This window comes from Enterobacter sp. 241F3, assembly GCF_034106785.1.
GTDB classification, from domain to species: Bacteria; Pseudomonadota; Gammaproteobacteria; order Enterobacterales; family Enterobacteriaceae; genus Enterobacter; species Enterobacter vonholyi.
Genome location: NZ_JAWNDD010000001.1, coordinates 1156069 through 1175797, shown reverse-complemented (window position 1 = coordinate 1175797; position 19729 = coordinate 1156069). Strand labels below are relative to the sequence as shown.

Sequence of the window (19729 nt, the reverse complement as noted above, 5' to 3'; positions counted from 1 at the left end):
GTTCCTCTTTAATTGGTTAACTGACCCGCTGCCACACGGCGCAATAAAACGGTCATTACCGAAATTATTCACGCCACAGAATAAAGGCGCAAGCGTTGCGGAAGATATTGGGGACGATGAGAGGAAATACAAGGCCTGCCGGAAGGGCAGGCCAGAAGGATTATGGCTGGTAAATCCCAACGCCAGAATCATTTTCTTTGCGAGTACGAGAGATGACGGATTCCGGTGACTCGGCAATACGCAGGCCCATTTCGTCCTCGGTGCGGACCACTTTCGCGCGCAGCGAGTTGGTCAGCACTTCGATAATCTCGACGTCCACAAACTTACCGATCATATCCGGGGTGCCTTCAAAGTTCACCACGCGATTATTTTCGGTACGACCAGAGAGTTCCATAATGCTCTTGCGGGAGGTGCCTTCCACCAGAATGCGCTGAACGGTGCCGAGCATGCGGCGGCTCCAGGCGTTGGCCTGCTGGTTAATACGCTCCTGCAGAATATACAGACGCTGCTTTTTCTCTTCTTCCGGCACATCGTCAACCATATCGGCCGCCGGTGTCCCTGGACGCGCAGAGAAGATGAAGCTGTAGCTGACGTCAAAATTCACTTCACCGATGAGCTTCATGGTGCGCTCGAAGTCATCAGCGGTTTCGCCAGGGAAGCCGACGATAAAGTCAGAGCTAATCTGGATATCCGGACGCGCTTCACGCAGCTTGCGAATGGTGGACTTATATTCCAGCACCGTATGCGGGCGGCCCATCAGGTTCAGCACGCGGTCAGAGCCGCACTGAATCGGCAGGTGCAGGAAGCTCACCAGTTCTGGCGTATCGCGATAGACGTCAATGATGTCGTCGGTAAACTCCATCGGATGGCTGGTGGTAAAGCGAATGCGGTCGATGCCGTCAATCGCGGCCACCAGGCGCAGCAGCTCGGCAAAGCTGCCGGTCGTGCCGTCGTAGTTCTCACCGCGCCAGGCGTTAACGTTCTGGCCCAGCAGGTTCACTTCGCGCACACCCTGCGCGGCAAGCTGTGCGATTTCAAACAGAATGTCATCTGCCGGGCGGCTGACCTCTTCACCACGGGTGTACGGCACCACGCAGTACGTGCAGTATTTGTTGCAGCCCTCCATGATGGAGACGAAAGCGGTTGGGCCATCGGCTCGCGGCTCAGGCAGGCGGTCGAATTTTTCGATTTCCGGGAAGCTGACGTCAACGACCGGGCTACGGTTGCCGCGAACCTGATTGATCATCTCCGGCAGGCGGTGGAGGGTCTGAGGACCAAAGACAATATCCACATACGGGGCTCTCTGGCGGATCAGCTTGCCTTCCTGCGACGCGACGCAGCCGCCCACCCCGATGATCAGGTCCGGATTTTTTCGTTTGAGAAGTTTCCAGCGTCCTAATACGTGAAAGACTTTTTCCTGCGCTTTTTCACGAATCGAACAGGTGTTCAGCAGCAGCACGTCCGCTTCTTTCGCATTTTCAGTCAGCTGGTATCCGTGGGTGGTATCCAGCAGATCGGCCATCTTGGATGAATCGTATTCGTTCATCTGACAGCCCCAGGTTTTTATATGGAGTTTTTTAGTCATCGACTTGCTCAGCTCAGGATTGCAAGCCGCGTATTGTAATGCTTTGGTGGGGTTGTGACCAGTATGAAGGTTGTGTGTCTCAGGACCGCAAAAATCCGGTAAACTTAAGGGATTCTCCAATAAGGAAAATTGACCATGACACTCCTACACACCGAAGTTGCCGTTGTCGGCGGCGGTATGGTCGGCGGCGCGCTGGCGCTGGGGCTGGCGCAGCAGGGATTTGAGGTAACGATAATCGAACAGGCGGCTCCGCCAGCCTACGATCCCGCCAGTAAACCGGATGTGCGCATTTCCGCTATCAGCGCGTCGTCCGTCGATCTGCTACGCGGGCTGGGCGTCTGGGAGGCGGTGCTGGAAATGCGCGCGCACCCCTATAGCCGTCTTGAAACCTGGGAGTGGGAAAATGCCCACGTCGCGTTTGATGCCGCTGAGCTGAAGCTGCCGCGCCTGGGCTATATGGTGGAAAACAACGTGCTCCAGCGGGCGCTCTGGCAGTCGCTGGAGGCGCATCCGCAGGTGACGCTGCGCGTGCCTGCGTCGCTTAAGGCGCTGCATCCTCACGAGAGTGGCTATCTACTGACGTTCGATAGCGGCGATGAGCTGGCCGTGAAGCTGGTTATCGGGGCGGACGGCGCCAACTCGCAGGTCAGACAGATGGCGGGTATCGGGGTGCATGCCTGGCAGTACGAGCAGTCCTGCATGCTGATTACCGTCCAGTGCGAGAATGCGCCGGGCGAGAGTACCTGGCAGCACTTTACCCCGAACGGCCCGCACGCCTTTTTACCGCTGTTCGATAACTGGGCGTCGCTGGTGTGGTACGACAAACCGGCGCGCATTCGCCAGCTGCAGGGGCTTTCAATGGAACAATTGCAGCGGGAAATTCTGCTGCATTTCCCGAGCCGTCTGGGCAACGTCACGCCGGTCGCCGCAGGGGCATTCCCGCTCACGCGTCGTCATGCGTTGCAGTATGCCCGTGAAGGGCTGGCGCTGGTGGGCGATGCGGCACACACCATTCATCCGCTGGCCGGGCAGGGGGTCAACCTGGGGTATCGTGATGTCGATGCGTTACTGGATGTGCTGGGCAGCGCCCGCGAACACGCGGAAAACTGGGCCAGCCATCAGGTCCTGAAGCGTTATCAGACGCGACGCATGGCGGATAACTTTATCATGCAGTCGGGAATGGATCTGTTCTATGCCGGGTTCAGCAATGATTTAGCCCCGGTGCGCATTCTGCGTAATATTGGGTTAATGGCGGCGGAACGCGCCGGTGGCTTGAAGCGTCAGGCGCTCAAGTACGCCCTGGGACTTTAATATTTATGCCCTCTCCCCGTGGGAGAGGGCATCAGGCTACTCGATTCTGAACAACAAAAACAAAAAAGCCCGCAGAGCGGGCTTGTTTGTTACTAAGTGGCTGGGGTGCAGGGATTCGAACCCCGGAATGCTGGTATCAGAAACCAGAGCCTTACCGCTTGGCGACACCCCAATTGCGTTAAACAAACTGCTTAACGACTTTTTAAATTGGCTGGGGTACGAGGATTCGAACCTCGGAATGCCGGAATCAGAATCCGGTGCCTTACCGCTTGGCGATACCCCAACAATTTGTCTTGATTACCGAAAAATCGACAATCTTAATTTGGTGGCTACGACGGGATTCGAACCTGTGACCCCATCATTATGAGTGATGTGCTCTAACCAACTGAGCTACGTAGCCAGTACTGCAATCTTCGATGGCTGGGGTACCTGGATTCGAACCAGGGAATGCCGGTATCAAAAACCGGTGCCTTACCGCTTGGCGATACCCCAATACCGCGGAGAACCGCAAAATCGAAGAAATATGGCTGGGGTACCTGGATTCGAACCAGGGAATGCCGGTATCAAAAACCGGTGCCTTACCGCTTGGCGATACCCCATCCGTGCAACGCTTACCCGGGAATGGTGCGGGAGGCGAGACTTGAACTCGCACACCTTGCGGCGCCAGAACCTAAATCTGGTGCGTCTACCAATTTCGCCACTCCCGCAAAAAAGATGGTGGCTACGACGGGATTCGAACCTGTGACCCCATCATTATGAGTGATGTGCTCTAACCAACTGAGCTACGTAGCCATCTTTTTTCGCGTTACCTTATCGGCGTTGCGGGGCGCATTATGCGTATAGACCCTTGCAGCGTCAACACCTTTTTCAACGAAAATAGCCGGAATGTGACTGTTTGGTTAGGTTGCGAACAGCGTGACCGAATATTCGGCAATTATTGGTTATTAATCAGATTTAGGCGGTGAAATGTGAGGCAAAAAAAACAGGCCCCTGAGGGGCCTGATTGCGATCTAGGTGATTATTTGTAGGCTGACTGGTGAACGCCTACCGCGCGTCCTGATGGATCGTTCATGGATTTGAACGATTCATCCCATTCAATCGCTTTGGCAGAAGAGCAGGCGACGGAAGGGCCACCCGGTACGCACTCCGCAGCACTCGGCACCGGGAACAATTCTTCAAAAATTTCACGGTAGAGATACGCTTCTTTCGAGCCCGGCGTGTTGTACGGGAAGCGGAAGCTTGCGGTTTCCAGCTGTTGGTCAGAAACCTGTTTCGCAGCGACCTCTTTCAGGGTGTCGATCCAGCTATAACCTACACCATCGGAGAACTGCTCTTTCTGACGCCATGCCACGCTCGCCGGCAGGTAGGATTCAAAACATTCACGCAGGATATGTTTTTCCATTTTGCCGTTGCCGCACATCTTGTCCTGCGGGTTGATGCGCATTGCCACGTCGAGGAATTTCTTATCCAGGAACGGCACGCGCGCTTCTACGCCCCAGGCAGACATTGCTTTGTTGGCACGCGCGCAGTCGAACATGTGCAACGCCTGCAGCTTACGCACGGTCTCTTCATGCAGCTCTTTAGCGTTTGGCGCTTTGTGGAAGTACAGGTAGCCGCCAAACACTTCGTCAGAACCTTCACCGGAGAGCACCATCTTGATGCCCATCGCCTTGATCTTACGCGACATCAGGTACATCGGCGTTGAGGCTCGGATGGTGGTCACGTCATAGGTTTCAATGTGATAGATCACATCGCGGATCGCATCCAGACCTTCCTGCACGGTGAAATGAATTTCGTGGTGCACGGTGCCGAGGTGGTTTGCCACTTCCTGCGCGGCTTTTAGATCCGGTGCCCCTTCCAGACCCACGGCAAAAGAGTGCAGCTGTGGCCACCAGGCTTCTGAGCGCTCCTGATCCTCCACGCGACGAGCCGCAAATTTCTTGGTGATTGCCGAGATCACGGAGGAGTCCAGGCCGCCGGAGAGCAGCACGCCGTAAGGTACGTCTGACATCAGGTGGCTTTTCACGGAATCTTCCAGCGCCTGACGCAGCTCAGCTTTGTCCGTGACGTTGTCTTTTACCGCGTCGTAGTCGAACCAGTCACGCTGGTAATACTGACGGATCTCGCCGTCTTTGCTCCACAGATAGCTGCCTGCCGGGAACTCTTTAATGGTGCGGCAGACCGGTACCAGGGCTTTCATCTCAGAGGCCACGTAGAAGTTGCCGTGCTCATCGTGACCCATGTACAGCGGGATAATACCGATATGGTCACGGCCAATCAGATAAGCGTCTTTTTCGCTGTCGTACAGGGCAAAGGCAAACATACCCTGCAGGTCGTCCAGGAACTCGGGACCTTTCTCCTGATACAGCGCCAGGATCACTTCACAGTCAGAACCGGTCTGGAATGCGTAGCGGTCGCCGTATTCGGCGCGCAGCGCCTGGTGGTTGTAGATCTCACCGTTGACAGCCAGCGCATGCGTTTTTTTCTCGTTATACAGCGGCTGTGCACCGGCGTTGACGTCAACAATAGACAGACGTTCGTGAGCCAGAATTGCTTTGTCACTGGCGTAAACGCCTGACCAGTCCGGGCCGCGATGGCGCATCAGGCGGGACAGTTCGAGTGCCTTTTTACGCAGTTCGCCCGCGTCAGTTTTAATATCCAGTACGCCAAAAATTGAACACATAACCTTCTCCGTTAACCCTGTTGCTTTGTAATGTTGCTTGCTTATGAAAATGCCGCAAAGGGGCAGGGCGCGCAAGCGTTTTACGGGTGAAAAGGGAAATAGTGCAATAGTGATTGCGGAATAGTGAAAAAAGAGTACGCCATGAGTTCTTTTATTGATGATTATGCAATGAAATGTGCTTTTCGTTAGATAGGGTTTTATTTGTGTAGGCCATAAATGAAAAACCACGCCCTGAGGCGTGGTTCGGTATCAGATGATGTCAATTTCATCGACGGAGGGGTAAATCCAGCTCGGCCGGAACGGCATCGAATCAATGTCATCAAGTTGAGAGACGCCGGACAGGACCAGAATCGTCTCCAGACCCGCCTGGAAACCTGCCAGAATATCGGTGCGCAGGTTGTCGCCGACAATAACGGTTTCTTCAGAGTGGGCCTGCATCTTATTGAGCGCGGCACGAATGATCCACGGGCTCGGTTTACCGACCACGAACGGCTGACGCCCTGAGATTTTCTCGATACCGGCGCAGAGCGCGCCGCAGGCCGGATAAAAACCACGGCCATGCGTATCCGGGTTGGTGGCGATAAAGCGCGCACCGCTGGCGACAAAGTATGCTGCTTTATGCATCATCTCCCAGTTAAAGGAACGCGTCTCGCCGACAATCACAAAGTCCGGGTTCACGTCAGTGATGGTAAAGCCTGCTTTGTAGAGCTCGTGTATCAGCGCACCTTCACCCACCACGTAGGCTTTCTTTCCTTCCTGACGCTTCAGAAAATCCGCCGTGGCCATCGCCGAGGTATAAAACACGCTGTCCGGGACGTCGACGCCTGCGGTGGCAAAGCGGTTTGCCAGATCCTGACCGGTTTGAGAAGGGTAGTTCGTGAGCAGAACCAGTGGCATTCCTTTGTCGATGATACGGTGAAGAAACTCCGCAGCACCCGGCACGGCAACGTTGTCGTGCATCAGCACGCCGTCGATATCACAAATTACGTTCTTAATGGTCATGGATATTCCGACATCAAAAAAAGAAGGCGTTACTATAAGGTTCGATCAGCTTTCCAGCAAATGCTGGAGCAGAATTCCGTTGAGCATGGCGCGTTTGACCAGCGCGAACGCGCCAATCGCCGAGCGATGGTCAAGCTTTGAACGAACCACCGGAAGATTCTGGCGGAATGCTTTCAGCGCCTGGGTGTTAATACAGCCTTCAATCGCAGGGAGCAGAACCTTTTCCGCCTCCACAATTTCACCGGCGATCACCACTTTTTGTGGGTTAAACAGGTTAATGGCGATGGCGATGGTTTTCCCCAGATGGCGCCCCACCTGCTCGATCACTTCACAGGCCAGCGCGTCGCCTTTATTAGCGGCTTTGCAGATGGTGCCTATCTTGCAGTCGTCCAGCGTGACGCGGCTTTGATAACCCTGTTCAAGCAGATGGCGAACGCGCTGCTCGATGGCCGTGTTGGCGGCGATCGTTTCAAGGCAGCCAAAGTTGCCGCAGTGGCAGCGCTCCCCGAGGGGTTCAACCTGAATGTGGCCGATCTCTCCGACGTTACCGTTGCGCCCAATAAAAATCCGGCCGTTAGAGATAATGCCTGCACCCGTACCGCGGTGGACGCGCACCAGAATAGAGTCTTCACAGTCCTGGCTCGCACCAAAGTAGTGCTCTGCCAGCGCCAGAGAGCGGATGTCGTGACCCACAAAGCAGGTCACTTTAAAACGCTTTTCCAGCGCGTCGACCAGCCCCCAGTTTTCAACCTGAATGTGCGGCATATAGCGGATCACGCCGCTTTCCGGGTCGACCAGGCCGGGCAGGATCACGGAGATGGCGATGAGTTCGCGGATCTTGCGCTGACAGCTTTCAATAAACTGCGCGATGGTATTGAGCAGCGCATGTTCCAGCGTCTCCTGGGTGCGTTCCGGAAGAGGGTAGTGTTCTTCCGCAATGGCTTTACTGCTCAGATCGTACAGCGTGAGGGTAGTGTCATGGCGGCCCAGACGGACGCCAATAGCCTGAAAATTGCGGGTTTCGGTAATAATAGAGATGGCGCGGCGGCCCCCGGTGGAGGCCTGCTGATCGACTTCTTTGATCAGACCGCGCTCAATGAGCTGGCGGGTAATTTTTGTCACGCTGGCGGGAGCAAGCTGGCTTTGTTCGGCTATCTGAATCCGCGAGATGGGGCCGTGCTGGTCAATCAGGCGGTATACCGCCGCACTGTTAAGTTGTTTAACGAGATCGACATTACCGATTTGAGCTTGTCCGCCAGGTGTCATACTTTTACTTACTCAGTGACGACCTCGTTACCATTAACGATGGTCTTAATAATTTTATAATCGTGTGTGAATGCCGTCAGGTTTGCAACCATACCTGGTGCAATTCCGCCGAGCTGTTTATCCACGCCCATTGCGCGAGCCGGATACAGGGTTGCCATACGCAGGACTTCATCAAGCGCAATCCCGCAATGTTCTACCAGGTTACGCACCCCTTCAATCATGGTCAAAGAGGAACCGCTCAGCGTACCGTTTTCATCCACACACAGTCCATTGCGGTAGTATATTGTTTTACCGGCAAAAATGAACTGCTCAATATTTGCACCTGCCGGTGCGGTGGCATCCGTCACCAGACAAAGCTTGTCACCTTTCAGCCGCTTAGCGTTGCGAATGTTGGTGTAATCGACGTGTAAGCCGTCAGCAATAATGCCGCAGTAGACGTCTGGCTCATCCAGAATCGCCCCGACCAGACCCGGTTCACGGCCTGTGATATACGGCATGGCGTTGTAAAGGTGAGTTGCGAAAGTAATTCCCGCGCGGAAACCGGCTTTCGCTTCTTTCAGCGTTGCGTTTGAGTGGCCTGCTGAAACGATAATCCCGGCGGCGGCCAGCTTGCTGATGACATCCGTACCCGTCATTTCAGGCGCCAGCGTCACTTTGGTGATCACATCGGCGTTGGCACACATGTAGTCAACCAGCTCTGCATCAGGTTTACGCACGTAGTCCGGGTTATGCGTTCCTTTCTTGACCATATTCAGCCATGGCCCTTCAAGGTGCAGACCCAGCGCCTGGTTAGGATGTTTGGCCAGGTATTCTCGCATCACGCGGATACCCTGCTTCATAAGGTCATCACTGCTGGTGATGAGCGTTGGCAGATAGCTGGTGCAGCCCGATTTCTCGTTGGCTTTCTGCATGATCTCCAGCGTTTCTACCGTCACCGCATTCGCGGTGTCATTGAATTGCACACCGCCGCAGCCGTTGAGCTGCACGTCGATGAAACCGGGGGAGATTACTGCTCCATTGAGTGAGCGCTGTTCAATCTCCGGCGGCAGTTCTGCCAGCGGGCAAACACGTTCAATCAGGCCATCAGCGATAACAATCGCATGGTCATCCAGAATATCATGGCCGGTATAAATCCGACCGTGGGTTAAAGCGTACATAACGACCCCCGGTTAAAAAAAGCGGCCGCCTCTTGATGAAGAGGCGGTTATTCAATTACAGACCTTTGATGTTCTCAGCTTCTAACTCGTTGAAGTACTTCAGCGTTTTAACCTTCAGCTCCATCGTGGACGGCTCGTCGCAGACGATGACGGATTTCGGATGCAGCTGCAGGCAGCTTATGGTCCACATATGGTTTACGTTGCCTTCAACGGCAGCCTGGAGCGCCTGGGCTTTCACGCTGCCCAGCACCAGAATCATCACTTCTTCAGCATCCAGCAGGGTGCCTACGCCTACGGTCAGGGCGTATTTTGGAACCTGGTTAACATCGCCGTCAAAGAAGCGGGAGTTTGCCACGCGCGTGTCATGGGTCAGCGTTTTAATACGGGTGCGGGAAGCCAGAGATGACGCCGGTTCGTTAAACGCGATGTGACCATCATTACCTACACCACCCATAAACAGGTGGATCTTACCGTAGGAACGGATTTTTTCTTCATACTGACGGCATTCTGCGTCAATATCAGGCGCGTTTCCATTCAGCAGGTTAATATTTTCAGCTGGAATATCAACGTGATCAAAGAAATTACGGTGCATAAAGCTATGGTAGCTTTCCGGGTGATCTTTCGGTAAGCCAACGTATTCATCCATGTTGAATGTCACAACATGCTTGAAGCTAACCTGGCCTGCTTTATGCATCTCAACCAGCGCCTTGTAGGCAGTCAGCGGTGTGCCGCCTGTCGGAAGTCCAAGAACGAAAGGACGATCGGCAGTTGGTTTAAAGGCGTTGATACGGTTAACGATATGGCGAGCGGCCCATTTACCAACTTGTTCAGCAGTTGCCAGGGGAATCAGTCTCATTGTTCACCTCAAGAGTTAAAGTAGAAGAGTGGGCGGATAGCTATCGGAACCTGATACTTAAGCGTAACCTGGAAACTTTCAGGCCGGATCAATCCGTCTTGATTTTTTGAATGATAAAATAAGTTTTCACTGTTAGCCAGTGTAAGGGAGGGTTAATAACGATATTTGGTGACAAAAATCACAAAAAGTACGCGTTTAATTTGCGATACGAATTAATTTTTCACACACTCACAATGCCAGTGAAGCATCAACTGTATCTATAGTTCGTGACACAATAAAAAACAGAGCTGAGAACATGCCTTAAACGGGGTCTCATAGGGGGAAGAAAGTGAGTATTCTAGGTTATTTACAAAAGGTTGGCCGCGCACTTATGGTGCCGGTCGCCACGCTGCCTGCCGCAGCCATCCTGATGGGTGTCGGCTACTGGATCGACCCCAACGGCTGGGGTAATACCAGCGCGCTGGCGGCGTTCTTTATCAAGTCAGGTTCCGCCATTATCGACAATATGTCTGTGTTGTTCGCGATTGGTGTGGCTTACGGTATGTCCAAAGACAAAGACGGTGCCGCTGCGCTAACCGGTTTTGTCGGTTTCCTCGTTTTAACCACTCTCTGCTCACCTGCAGCAGTGGCCATGATCCAAAAAATTCCGGCGGACCAGGTTCCGGCGGCATTCGGTAAGATCAGCAACCAGTTTGTCGGTATCCTTGTGGGTATCATCTCTGCCGAACTGTATAACCGCTTCAGCAGCGTAGAGCTGCCAAAAGCGCTCTCCTTCTTTAGCGGCCGCCGTCTGGTCCCTATCCTGACCTCGTTTGTGATGATCGTTGTCGCGTTCATCATGATGTACGTCTGGCCGATGATTTTCGACGGTCTGGTGAACTTCGGTGAGCATATCCAGAAACTGGGTTCTGTCGGTGCGGGCGTGTACGCGTTCTTCAACCGTCTGCTGATCCCGGTTGGTCTGCACCACGCGCTGAACTCCGTGTTCTGGTTCGACGTTGCCGGTATTAACGATATCCCTAACTTCCTGGGTGGCGCACAGTCCATCGAAGCAGGTAAAGCGGTTGTCGGTATCACCGGTCGTTACCAGGCGGGCTTCTTCCCGATCATGATGTTTGGTCTGCCGGGTGCTGCGCTGGCTATCTACCACTGCGCGCGTCCAGAGAATAAAGCGAAAGTGCTGGGTATCATGATGGCGGGCGCGTTCGCGGCCTTCTTCACCGGTATCACCGAGCCGCTGGAGTTCTCCTTCATGTTCGTGGCGCCGGTTCTGTATGTGATCCACGCCGTGCTGACCGGTATCTCCGTGTTCATCGCTGCCAGCATGCAGTGGATTGCCGGTTTCGGCTTCAGCGCCGGTCTGGTGGATATGGTGCTTTCGTCCCGTAACCCGCTGGCGACCCACTGGTGGATGCTGATCCCGCAAGGTCTGGTGTTCTTCGCGATCTACTACGTAGTGTTCCGTTTCACTATCACCAAATTTAACCTCATGACACCGGGTCGTGAACTGGCCGTGGCCGGTAGCGAAGCGGATGGTCAGGATATGAACGTGAGCGGTGCTCAGGACCAGGACGTTTCAGGTCTGGCGCGTCAGTACATCGCCGCAGTAGGCGGTTCTGACAACCTGACCGGTATCGATGCCTGTATCACTCGTCTGCGTCTGAACGTCAAAGACTCTTCCCTGGTGAACGAAGCGCTGGCCAAACGTCTGGGCGCGTCCGGTGTTATCCGCCTGAACAAAACCAGCGTGCAGATTATCGTTGGCTTTGTGGCAGAGAAAATTGCTAATGCCATGAAAACTACCGGCCCGGTAGCCGCAGCAGAAGCTTCTGCCGCACCTGCCGCCGCGCCAGCGGCTGCAAAACCGCAGGCGGTACCCAACGCCAAAACGATAGCCGCGCTGGTTTCACCGGTAACCGGTGAAGTCGTTGCGATTGAGCAGGTGCCTGACGAAGCCTTCGCCAGCAAAGCGGTCGGTGACGGTGTGGCGGTGAAACCAACGGACAAAACCGTTGTGTCTCCGGCTGCCGGTACCATCGTGAAAATCTTCAACACCAACCATGCGTTCTGCCTCGAAACCGAAAATGGCGCGGAGATCGTTGTCCATATGGGTATCGATACCGTTGCGCTGAACGGCCAGGGCTTTACTCGTCTGGTGGAAGAGGGCGCTGAAGTGGTGGCAGGGCAGCCGATTCTGGAAATGGATCTGGACTTCCTGAACGCCAACGCGCGCTCCATGATAAGTCCGGTCGTTTGCAGCAACATCGACGACTTCAGCGGCCTGGTCATTCAGGCGAAAGGTCAGGTTGTTGCGGGTCAAACACCGCTGTACGAGATTAAAGGCAAGTAATCGCTCCTGAGTAGAGTCATGCCTTAAGCGGCGGGGGAGATCCTCCGCCGCTTTTTTTTGCAGCAAATGCCCCCATTATTTTCTTCAGAGACGTTTTAAGGGTTGTCACTACGTCCGGCTTATAAGATCATATGCCGTTATACGTTGTTTACGCTTTGAGGAATCCACGATGAGTGAGGCTGAAGCCCGCCCGAGTAACTTTATTCGTCAGATCATCGATGAAGATCTGGCCAGTGGTAAGCACACCACAATTCATACCCGCTTTCCGCCGGAGCCGAACGGCTACCTGCATATCGGGCATGCGAAGTCCATCTGCCTGAACTTTGGCATTGCGCAAGACTACCAGGGACAGTGCAACCTGCGTTTCGATGACACCAACCCAGTAAAAGAAGACATCGAATACGTTGAGTCCATTAAGAACGACGTGCAATGGCTGGGCTTCAACTGGTCTGGCGATATCTGCTACTCCTCTGACTATTTTGATCAGCTGTACGCCTATGCGGTAGAGCTTATCAACAAAGGTCTGGCGTATGTCGACGAGCTGTCTGCTGACGAGATCCGTGAGTATCGCGGTACGCTGACCGCACCAGGCAAAAACAGCCCGTTCCGCGACCGCAGCGTGGAAGAGAACCTGGCGCTGTTTGAAAAAATGCGTGCCGGTGGCTTCGAAGAAGGCAAAGCGTGCCTGCGTGCCAAAATCGACATGGCGTCTCCGTTCATCGTGATGCGCGATCCGGTGCTGTACCGCATTAAGTTTGCGGAACACCACCAGACCGGCAACAAGTGGTGCATCTACCCGATGTACGACTTTACCCACTGCATCAGCGATGCGCTGGAAGGCATTACGCACTCCCTGTGTACGCTGGAGTTCCAGGACAACCGTCGTCTGTACGACTGGGTTCTGGATAACATCACCATTCCTGTGCATCCGCGCCAGTACGAGTTCTCTCGTCTGAACCTGGAATACACCGTGATGTCCAAGCGTAAGCTGAACCTGCTGGTGACCGACAAGCACGTTGAGGGCTGGGATGACCCACGTATGCCTACCATTTCTGGTCTGCGTCGTCGTGGTTACACTGCCGCCTCTATTCGTGAGTTCTGCAAACGTATCGGCGTGACCAAGCAGGACAACACCATCGAGATGGCGTCCCTTGAATCATGCATTCGCGAAGATCTCAACGAAAACGCTCCGCGCGCGATGGCGGTTATCGATCCGGTGAAACTGGTTATCGAAAACTATCCGCAGGGTGAAAGCGAGCTGGTCTCCATGCCTAACCATCCGAACAAACCGGAAATGGGAAGCCGTGACGTGCCGTTCAGCGGCGAGATCTGGATTGACCGCGCTGACTTCCGCGAAGAAGCCAACAAGCAGTACAAGCGTCTGGTGCTGGGTAAAGAAGTGCGTCTGCGTAATGCCTACGTCATCAAAGCCGAGCGCGTTGAGAAAGATGCAGAAGGGAATATCACCACCATCTTCTGTTCTTATGATGCTGAAACGCTGAGCAAAGATCCTGCGGATGGCCGCAAGGTGAAAGGCGTTATCCACTGGGTGAGCGCATCCCACGCGCTGCCGGTAGAAATTCGTCTGTACGATCGTCTGTTCAGCGTGCCTAACCCTGGTGCTGCGGAAGACTTCCTGGCGACCATCAACCCGGAATCTTTGGTGATTAAGCAGGGCTATGCGGAGCCTTCTCTGAAAAACGCTGAAGCAGGCAAAGCGTTCCAGTTCGAACGTGAAGGTTACTTCTGCCTGGACAGCCGACACAGCACGGCAGAAAAACCGGTATTTAACCGTACCGTAGGTCTGCGTGATACCTGGACGAAGATCGGCGAATAATATTGCTGGTCTGGTCAATGAGAGACAAACGCCGCACTATGCGGCGTTTTTTTATTTAACGATCAGGGTATTAAGCCAGGGCCTAAAAAGGTGTGATAAAAATATCAGGTCAATGAGGTGCTACTTATTTTTCAAAAAAAAGTTTGTGTCATTAGGAAAAACAAAAAGGTTATAAGAAAGGGAAGATGTTTCTCGTCTAGCCACTGAAATACTTGAAAATTTCCCGCCATTCCTCGCCTCCCTGCAAATGTTACAAAGCACTACTAATTATGTGCACTTCGTCATAATCCTGACTTTTGTCCGCTAAAAAGCATTGATAATTCGCGTCGCGAAAAATAACCTAACGACGGTAGTTAATTCGAGGGTATTTAAAACTACCCCTGACCATTTGGTCTTTTTTATTTACGCCGTTTCAGGCGTTTTAATTCGTCAAAGAGGAATAATCTATGCGTACGTTCAGTGGCAAACGTAGTGCGCTGGCGCTGGCTATTGCCGGTGTGACAGCAATGTCGGGCCTGGTGGTGACACCAGAGGCGAAAGCGGCAGGCTTCATCGACGATTCTACCCTCACGGGCGGTATCTATTACTGGCAGCGTGAACGTGACCGTAAAGACGTCACCGAAGACAAATACAAAACCAACCTTTCTCATTCCACCTGGAACGCCAACCTGGACTTCCAGTCAGGCTATGCCGCGGATATGTTCGGTCTGGATATTGCTGCGTTTACCGCGATTGAAATGGCGGAAAACGGCGACAGCGCCCACCCGAATGAAATTGCCTTCTCCTCCAGCAATAAAGCGTATAAAGAAGACTGGTCCGGGGATAAGAGCGGCATCAGCCTTTACAAAGCCGCTGCAAAATTTAAATACGGTCCGGTATGGGCGCGCGGTGGTTATATTCAGCCAACTGGCCAGACCCTGTTAGCACCGCACTGGAGTTTTATGCCGGGTACCTATCAGGGTGCGGAAGCCGGGGCGAACTTTGACTACGGTGATGCGGGTGCGTTGAGCTTCTCCTATATGTGGACCAACGAGTACAAAGCACCCTGGCACATCGAGATGGACAAGTTCTACCAGAACGATAAGAAAACCAAAGTCGATTATCTCCACTCGCTGGGGGCGAAATACGACTTCAAAAACGATCTGGTTCTCGAAGCAGCATTTGGCCAGGCGCAAGGGTATATCGATCAGTACTTTGCCAAGGCCAGCTATAAGTTTGATGTCGTGGGTAGCCCGCTGAGTACCAGCTATCAGTTCTACGGTACGCGCGACAAAGTCAGCAACGGTGGCGTCAATGACATTTATGATGGCACCGCGTGGCTGCAGGCGCTAACCTTCGGCTATAAGGTCGGTCAGGTTGATTTACGTCTGGAAGGAACATGGGTGAAGGCGGAAGGGCAGCAGGGCTACTTCCTGCAGCGTATGACCCCGACCTATGCCTCATCCAACGGTCGTCTTGATATCTGGTGGGATAACCGCTCAGACTTCAACGCCGACGGCGAGAAAGCGGTCTTCTTCGGCGCAATGTACGACCTGAAAAACTGGAACCTGCCTGGCTGGGCGGTGGGCGCTTCTTACGCTTACGCCTGGGATGCAAAACCTGCCGATATGGCAACTCCGGACGCATACTACGATCCCAACTATCGCCTGAAAGAGTCTTCTTACAGCCTCGATGCTATCTATACCCTGCAGGATGGCCGCGCGAAAGGCACAATGTTCAAACTGCACTTCACTCAATATGACAACCACTCCGATATCCCGAGCTACGCGGGCGGTTACGGCAACATCTTCCAGGATGAACGTGACGTGAAATTCATGGTTATCGCACCGTTCACTATCTTCTGATGAATCTTCCGGCGGGTTAGATCCCGCCGGACCGGAGACTGCATATGATGAAAAAAATCGTAATCGTCGCGTTGCTGGCATCAGGGCTGGTGGCGTGTGCTCAGAGTGAGGCACCGAAAGAAGATTCCCGGCTGAAGGAGGCCTATAGCGCCTGTATTAATACAGCAGAAGGATCGCCGGAGAAAATTGAAGCCTGTCAGAGCGTGCTGAACGTGCTGAAGAAAGAGAAAGCGCATGAGCAGTTTGCGACGCGGGAGAATGTCCGCGTGATGGATTACCAGGCCTGTATCCAGGCGCGTAAAACCGGTAACGATCAGGAAGTGACCAAGCGTTGCGATAAGATCTGGAACGAGATACGCAACAATAATAAATAAGTTGCTTTACGCCCGGTGGCGCTGCGCTTACCGGGCTTTTTTCTGGCAAAAAAAAGCCAACCTTTCGGCTGGCTCAGAGTATGAACACTTGATTATTTTGCGTCGTGCGCGTGGTCATCTTCGCGGCAGTCGCCTTCAGCGCAGTGACCGTAAAGATACAGGCTGTGGTTGGTCAGGCGGATACCGTGACGCGCGGCGATTTCACGCTGGCGCGCTTCGATGGAATCATCGCTGAATTCAATGACCTTGCCGCAGTCGAGGCAGATCAAATGATCGTGGTGCTGCTGCTGGGTCAGTTCGAAAACAGATTTACCGCCTTCGAAATTATGACGGGTGACAATGCCCGCGTCATCAAACTGGTTCAGCACGCGATAGACGGTAGCCAGCCCAATCTCTTCACCCATGTCGATAAGACGTTTATAAAGGTCTTCCGCACTGACATGGTGATTGTCTGGACCCTGAAGCACTTCGAGGATTTTTAACCGAGGAAGCGTAACTTTCAGGCCAGCCTTCTTTAATGCGGTATTGTTGTCAGTCATGCGGAATCTGTCCTGTTGCTAAACGATTCACTTCTGTAGGAAGTGACAGAAAATGCACCTGGGATAATGCGTCTCATTATAGAACTATAGAACTGCCATGGCTAAATGAAAACTGCAAGTCTCAGGCAAAATATGCTTATAAAAATGGGGTATCACCAACAAACTTGCTCGATGGAAAACCACATTTTATCAGGGAGACATTGTACAGGTCTGGGCGAAAAAGTTAAAAGATTGTAGCAATTAATTTAATCGGTTTGACCTGGTGCGCGGGCGCAACCGCCGTTGCGCCGCGAGAAAAATCAGGCGTTAAGAATATCGTCCAGGTGCAGTTCTTCACGGATCTGCTTAACCCATTTCTCAACGCGCTCTGCGGTCAGTTCTGGCTGACGGTCTTCGTCGATGGCCAGACCCACGAAATGATCGTCATCGGCCAGGCCTTTAGACGCTTCGAAGTGGTAACCAGCGGTCGGCCAGTGGCCTACGATAACCGCGCCATTCGGCTCAATGATGTCGCGGATGGTACCCAGCGCGTCACAGAAATACTCAGCGTAGTCTTCCTGGTCACCGCAGCCAAACAGGGCAACTAGCTTACCGTTGAAGTCCACTTCTTCCAGCGTCGGGAAGAAATCATCCCAGTCGCACTGGGCTTCACCGTAGTACCAGGTTGGGATACCCAGCAGCAGAATATCATAGCCTTCCAGATCTTCTTTGCTGCTCTTGGCAATGTCATGCACATCAGCAACGTCTTTACCGAGCTGTTTTTGAATGTTTTTTGCGATATTTTCGGTATTGCCGGTATCACTGCCAAAGAAAATGCCGATGATTGCCATGAGTAAAATAACCTCTTGAAACTTAATAGTATGGTGGCGCAATTCGGCCACGGATAAGGGCAATAATAGCAGAACTGGCAACCCTGCGGAAACAGCTATCGCGCAGGACTGCACTCTGTGCTACATGAAAAGGGTAATAAAGGGGATTTTCAGACTTATGCCTGGCTGCGCAACGTCTCAAGCTGGGCGATTAACATCTCTTCAATGAGCTCGCTGCGGCTGATATTTCGCGCGTCAGCCAGCTCGTTCAGCGCATCGACGGCGTCGGCGTTAAGCTTCAGTTCGACACGCTTAAGCCCGCGATTTTTATCGCGTTTAAGCTGATTGCGTTTATTGATACGCAGCTGTTCATCGCGCGAAAGCGGATTCGTCTTCGGTCGTCCCGGGCGACGCTCATTCGCGAACAGATCTAGTGTCGTACGGTCCGTTTGTTCTTTGGCCATGATTCTGAGACTTCGGGGGAAACACGCCGCCCTGCTAATGCCCGGGCGATAAGCGCGCCATCATACATCACCAAAAACGGCACGCCAACGACTGGAAGCCCGCAGCCTTCCAGTCGCTTTCTTTTTAATCAATTTGTCGTATCAGCGAGATAGCGGCGAATGGCGCGCAGCACGGCATCGGGTTTTTCTGCGTGCACCCAGTGTCCGGCACCGGCAATCACGTGGGCGCGAGCCTGCGGGAATTGGGCCAGCAGCGTGTCGCGGTACGCGTCGGTAACGTAAGGAGAGTTACCGCCGCGAATAAAGAGGGTAGGGTGCGGCCAGGCGGGGACGGTTTCCCATCCCACGATGTTGTTGTACTGGTTCCAGAGCACCGGCACGTTAAAACGCCATTGGCCGTCAACAAACGACTTCAGCAGGAACTGGACTACGCCTTCTTCATCAAGATGCTCACGCATGACGGCAGCCGCCTGTTGGCGAGTCGCGACGCCCGCTTCGGTGACCGCATTGATGGCGGCAAAAATTTCGTCGTGGCGGCGGACGTCGTAATCCACGGGCGCAACATCAATTACAACCAGGCCGTTAATACGCTCCGGGGCCAGTGCCGTCAGGGCCATCACCGCTTTGCCACCCATTGAATGCCCGATGAGGGTCACCTTTTGCAGGTCGTTGGCATCCAGCGTATCCAGCAGATCCTGCGCCATTGCCGCGTAGGTCATCTCGTCGGAACGGCCGGAAAGACCGTGATTGCGCATATCGACCTGTAAAACATCGTGGTCAGTAACCAGATCGCGCGCCAGCACGCCCAGGTTATCCAGGCTGCCAAAAAGCCCGTGAACCAGTACGATGGGAGAATTATTGTTCGGCGATTGTGCAGTTTGCGCTCGGGTATTCAATTTCATGGCAAAGTTCTTTTTTTACGTATGTCAGGTTAGGGTATCATGTTGACCATTCTGCCGCCCGGCTGCAAGGTTCCAGTTTAATCTGACTTTTGCCGCCAACCTGGTTTGACGCTATCCGCTGTTGGGATTTGACCTTATAATCCCAATGACTTGTATTCAGATAAGATATCGCACTGGATTAAGATGAAAACAATCGAAGTTGATGACGAACTCTATCAGTATATTGCCAGCCAGACGCGGCATATCGGGGAGAGCGCGTCCGACATTTTACGGCGCATGCTTAAAATTTCCGCCGCTTCACAGCCTGCTACCCCAGTCACCAAAGATGTCATGTCTCAGCCAAGCGTTGTTGCACAAGCAAAACCTGCCGTGACGCCGGCAAAAGATAAAGTGCGCGCGATGCGCGAGCTGCTCCTTTCCGATGAATACGCGGAGCAGAAAAAGGCGGTTAACCGCTTTATGCTGGTGCTGTCTACACTTTACTCACTGGATAACAAAGCGTTTGCTGAAGCGACCGAGTCGCTGCACGGTCGTACTCGCGTCTATTTCGCGGGCGACGAGCAGACGCTGCTGCAAAATGGCAATCAAACCAAACCCAAACATGTTCCTGGCACCCCGTACTGGGTGATCACCAATACCAATACGGGCCGCAAGTGCAGCATGATTGAACACATCATGCAGTCCATGCAGTTCCCGGCGGAATTGATTGAAAAGGTTTGCGGTACAATTTAACCCTTGCATCAGAAGGAC

Annotated in this window: 16 protein-coding genes and 7 tRNA genes; 6 read left to right on the top strand and 17 right to left on the bottom strand. The window is 53.4% G+C overall.

Translation table 11 applies throughout. The features are described 5' to 3' along the window. Window positions 1–160: 160 nt before the first annotated feature. Window positions 161–1585: a tRNA (N6-isopentenyl adenosine(37)-C2)-methylthiotransferase MiaB gene (gene miaB, locus UR504_RS05575; protein ID WP_111964387.1), complete on the bottom strand. Its 1425-nt coding sequence runs from the start codon at window positions 1583–1585 to the stop codon at window positions 161–163. 135 nt (window positions 1586–1720) lie between these two features. Here miaB and ubiF point away from each other — a divergent pair, with 135 nt between their 5' ends. Further along, window positions 1721–2896 carry a 3-demethoxyubiquinol 3-hydroxylase gene (ubiF, locus tag UR504_RS05570; RefSeq protein ID WP_302234487.1) on the top strand — a complete coding sequence of 392 codons (1176 nt, stop codon included), beginning with the start codon at window positions 1721–1723 and terminating at the stop codon, window positions 2894–2896. Between the two features lie 97 nt (window positions 2897–2993). On the opposite strand, the gene UR504_RS05565 is transcribed toward ubiF, so the two are convergent. From UR504_RS05565 to nagB, 12 genes are all read right to left on the bottom strand, one after another. Then, window positions 2994–3068, bottom strand: a tRNA-Gln gene (locus UR504_RS05565). A 36-nt stretch (window positions 3069–3104) separates the two neighbouring features. Continuing rightward, window positions 3105–3179, bottom strand: a tRNA-Gln gene (locus UR504_RS05560). 40 nt (window positions 3180–3219) lie between these two features. Beyond that, window positions 3220–3296, bottom strand: a tRNA-Met gene (locus UR504_RS05555). 17 nt (window positions 3297–3313) lie between these two features. Then, a tRNA-Gln gene (locus UR504_RS05550) sits at window positions 3314–3388 on the bottom strand. 32 nt (window positions 3389–3420) lie between these two features. Then, window positions 3421–3495, bottom strand: a tRNA-Gln gene (locus UR504_RS05545). Window positions 3496–3518: 23 nt separating this feature from the next. Further along, window positions 3519–3603, bottom strand: a tRNA-Leu gene (locus UR504_RS05540). A gap of 8 nt (window positions 3604–3611) precedes the next feature. Beyond that, window positions 3612–3688 (bottom strand) — tRNA-Met (locus tag UR504_RS05535). A 226-nt stretch (window positions 3689–3914) separates the two neighbouring features. Then, window positions 3915–5579 carry an asparagine synthase B gene (gene asnB, locus UR504_RS05530; protein ID WP_010428626.1) on the bottom strand — a complete coding sequence of 555 codons (1665 nt, stop codon included), beginning with the start codon at window positions 5577–5579 and terminating at the stop codon, window positions 3915–3917. 249 nt (window positions 5580–5828) lie between these two features. Continuing rightward, the gene (gene nagD / locus UR504_RS05525; RefSeq protein WP_023310763.1) at window positions 5829–6581 is read right to left on the bottom strand and encodes a ribonucleotide monophosphatase NagD; all 753 of its coding nucleotides are present in this window, start codon (window positions 6579–6581) and stop codon (window positions 5829–5831) included. A gap of 45 nt (window positions 6582–6626) precedes the next feature. Next, a complete protein-coding gene (gene nagC, locus UR504_RS05520; RefSeq protein WP_021242995.1) occupies window positions 6627–7847 on the bottom strand; it encodes a DNA-binding transcriptional regulator NagC in 1221 nt (406 codons plus the stop codon). Between the two features lie 8 nt (window positions 7848–7855). Next, a complete protein-coding gene (gene nagA / locus UR504_RS05515) occupies window positions 7856–9004 on the bottom strand; it encodes an N-acetylglucosamine-6-phosphate deacetylase (protein ID WP_302234489.1) in 1149 nt (382 codons plus the stop codon). Window positions 9005–9059: 55 nt separating this feature from the next. Continuing rightward, window positions 9060–9860 carry a glucosamine-6-phosphate deaminase gene (gene nagB, locus UR504_RS05510; protein WP_013097568.1) on the bottom strand — a complete coding sequence of 267 codons (801 nt, stop codon included), beginning with the start codon at window positions 9858–9860 and terminating at the stop codon, window positions 9060–9062. Window positions 9861–10188: 328 nt separating this feature from the next. Between nagB and nagE the strand changes: the two genes are divergently transcribed. From nagE to chiQ, 4 genes are all read left to right on the top strand, one after another. Beyond that, the gene (gene nagE / locus UR504_RS05505; protein WP_302234492.1) at window positions 10189–12210 is read left to right on the top strand and encodes an N-acetylglucosamine-specific PTS transporter subunit IIBC; all 2022 of its coding nucleotides are present in this window, start codon (window positions 10189–10191) and stop codon (window positions 12208–12210) included. Window positions 12211–12379: 169 nt separating this feature from the next. Then, window positions 12380–14047: a glutamine--tRNA ligase gene (glnS, locus tag UR504_RS05500; protein WP_115874500.1), complete on the top strand. Its 1668-nt coding sequence runs from the start codon at window positions 12380–12382 to the stop codon at window positions 14045–14047. Between the two features lie 446 nt (window positions 14048–14493). Next, a complete protein-coding gene (gene chiP, locus UR504_RS05495; RefSeq protein WP_054829873.1) occupies window positions 14494–15891 on the top strand; it encodes a chitoporin ChiP in 1398 nt (465 codons plus the stop codon). A gap of 47 nt (window positions 15892–15938) precedes the next feature. Next, window positions 15939–16265: a ChiQ/YbfN family lipoprotein gene (gene chiQ / locus UR504_RS05490; protein WP_111964473.1), complete on the top strand. Its 327-nt coding sequence runs from the start codon at window positions 15939–15941 to the stop codon at window positions 16263–16265. 92 nt (window positions 16266–16357) lie between these two features. Here the strand turns inward: chiQ and fur are convergent, their stop codons facing one another. The 4 genes from fur to ybfF form a co-directional block, all read right to left on the bottom strand. Next, window positions 16358–16804 (bottom strand): ferric iron uptake transcriptional regulator, encoded by a 447-nt coding sequence (gene fur / locus UR504_RS05485; RefSeq protein ID WP_014169146.1) that lies wholly within the window; start codon window positions 16802–16804, stop codon window positions 16358–16360. Between the two features lie 299 nt (window positions 16805–17103). Beyond that, on the bottom strand, window positions 17104–17634 hold the full coding sequence (gene fldA / locus UR504_RS05480; RefSeq protein ID WP_008501067.1) for a flavodoxin FldA: 531 nt from the start codon (window positions 17632–17634) through the stop codon (window positions 17104–17106). Between the two features lie 155 nt (window positions 17635–17789). Continuing rightward, entirely contained in the window at window positions 17790–18077 is a 288-nt protein-coding gene (gene ybfE, locus UR504_RS05475; protein ID WP_023334913.1) for a LexA regulated protein, read from the bottom strand. A 128-nt stretch (window positions 18078–18205) separates the two neighbouring features. Next, the gene (ybfF, locus tag UR504_RS05470) at window positions 18206–18979 is read right to left on the bottom strand and encodes an esterase (RefSeq protein ID WP_302234496.1); all 774 of its coding nucleotides are present in this window, start codon (window positions 18977–18979) and stop codon (window positions 18206–18208) included. 183 nt (window positions 18980–19162) lie between these two features. Here ybfF and seqA point away from each other — a divergent pair, with 183 nt between their 5' ends. After that, window positions 19163–19711: a replication initiation negative regulator SeqA gene (seqA, locus tag UR504_RS05465; RefSeq protein WP_302234497.1), complete on the top strand. Its 549-nt coding sequence runs from the start codon at window positions 19163–19165 to the stop codon at window positions 19709–19711. The last annotated feature ends 18 nt before the right edge of the window (window positions 19712–19729 follow it).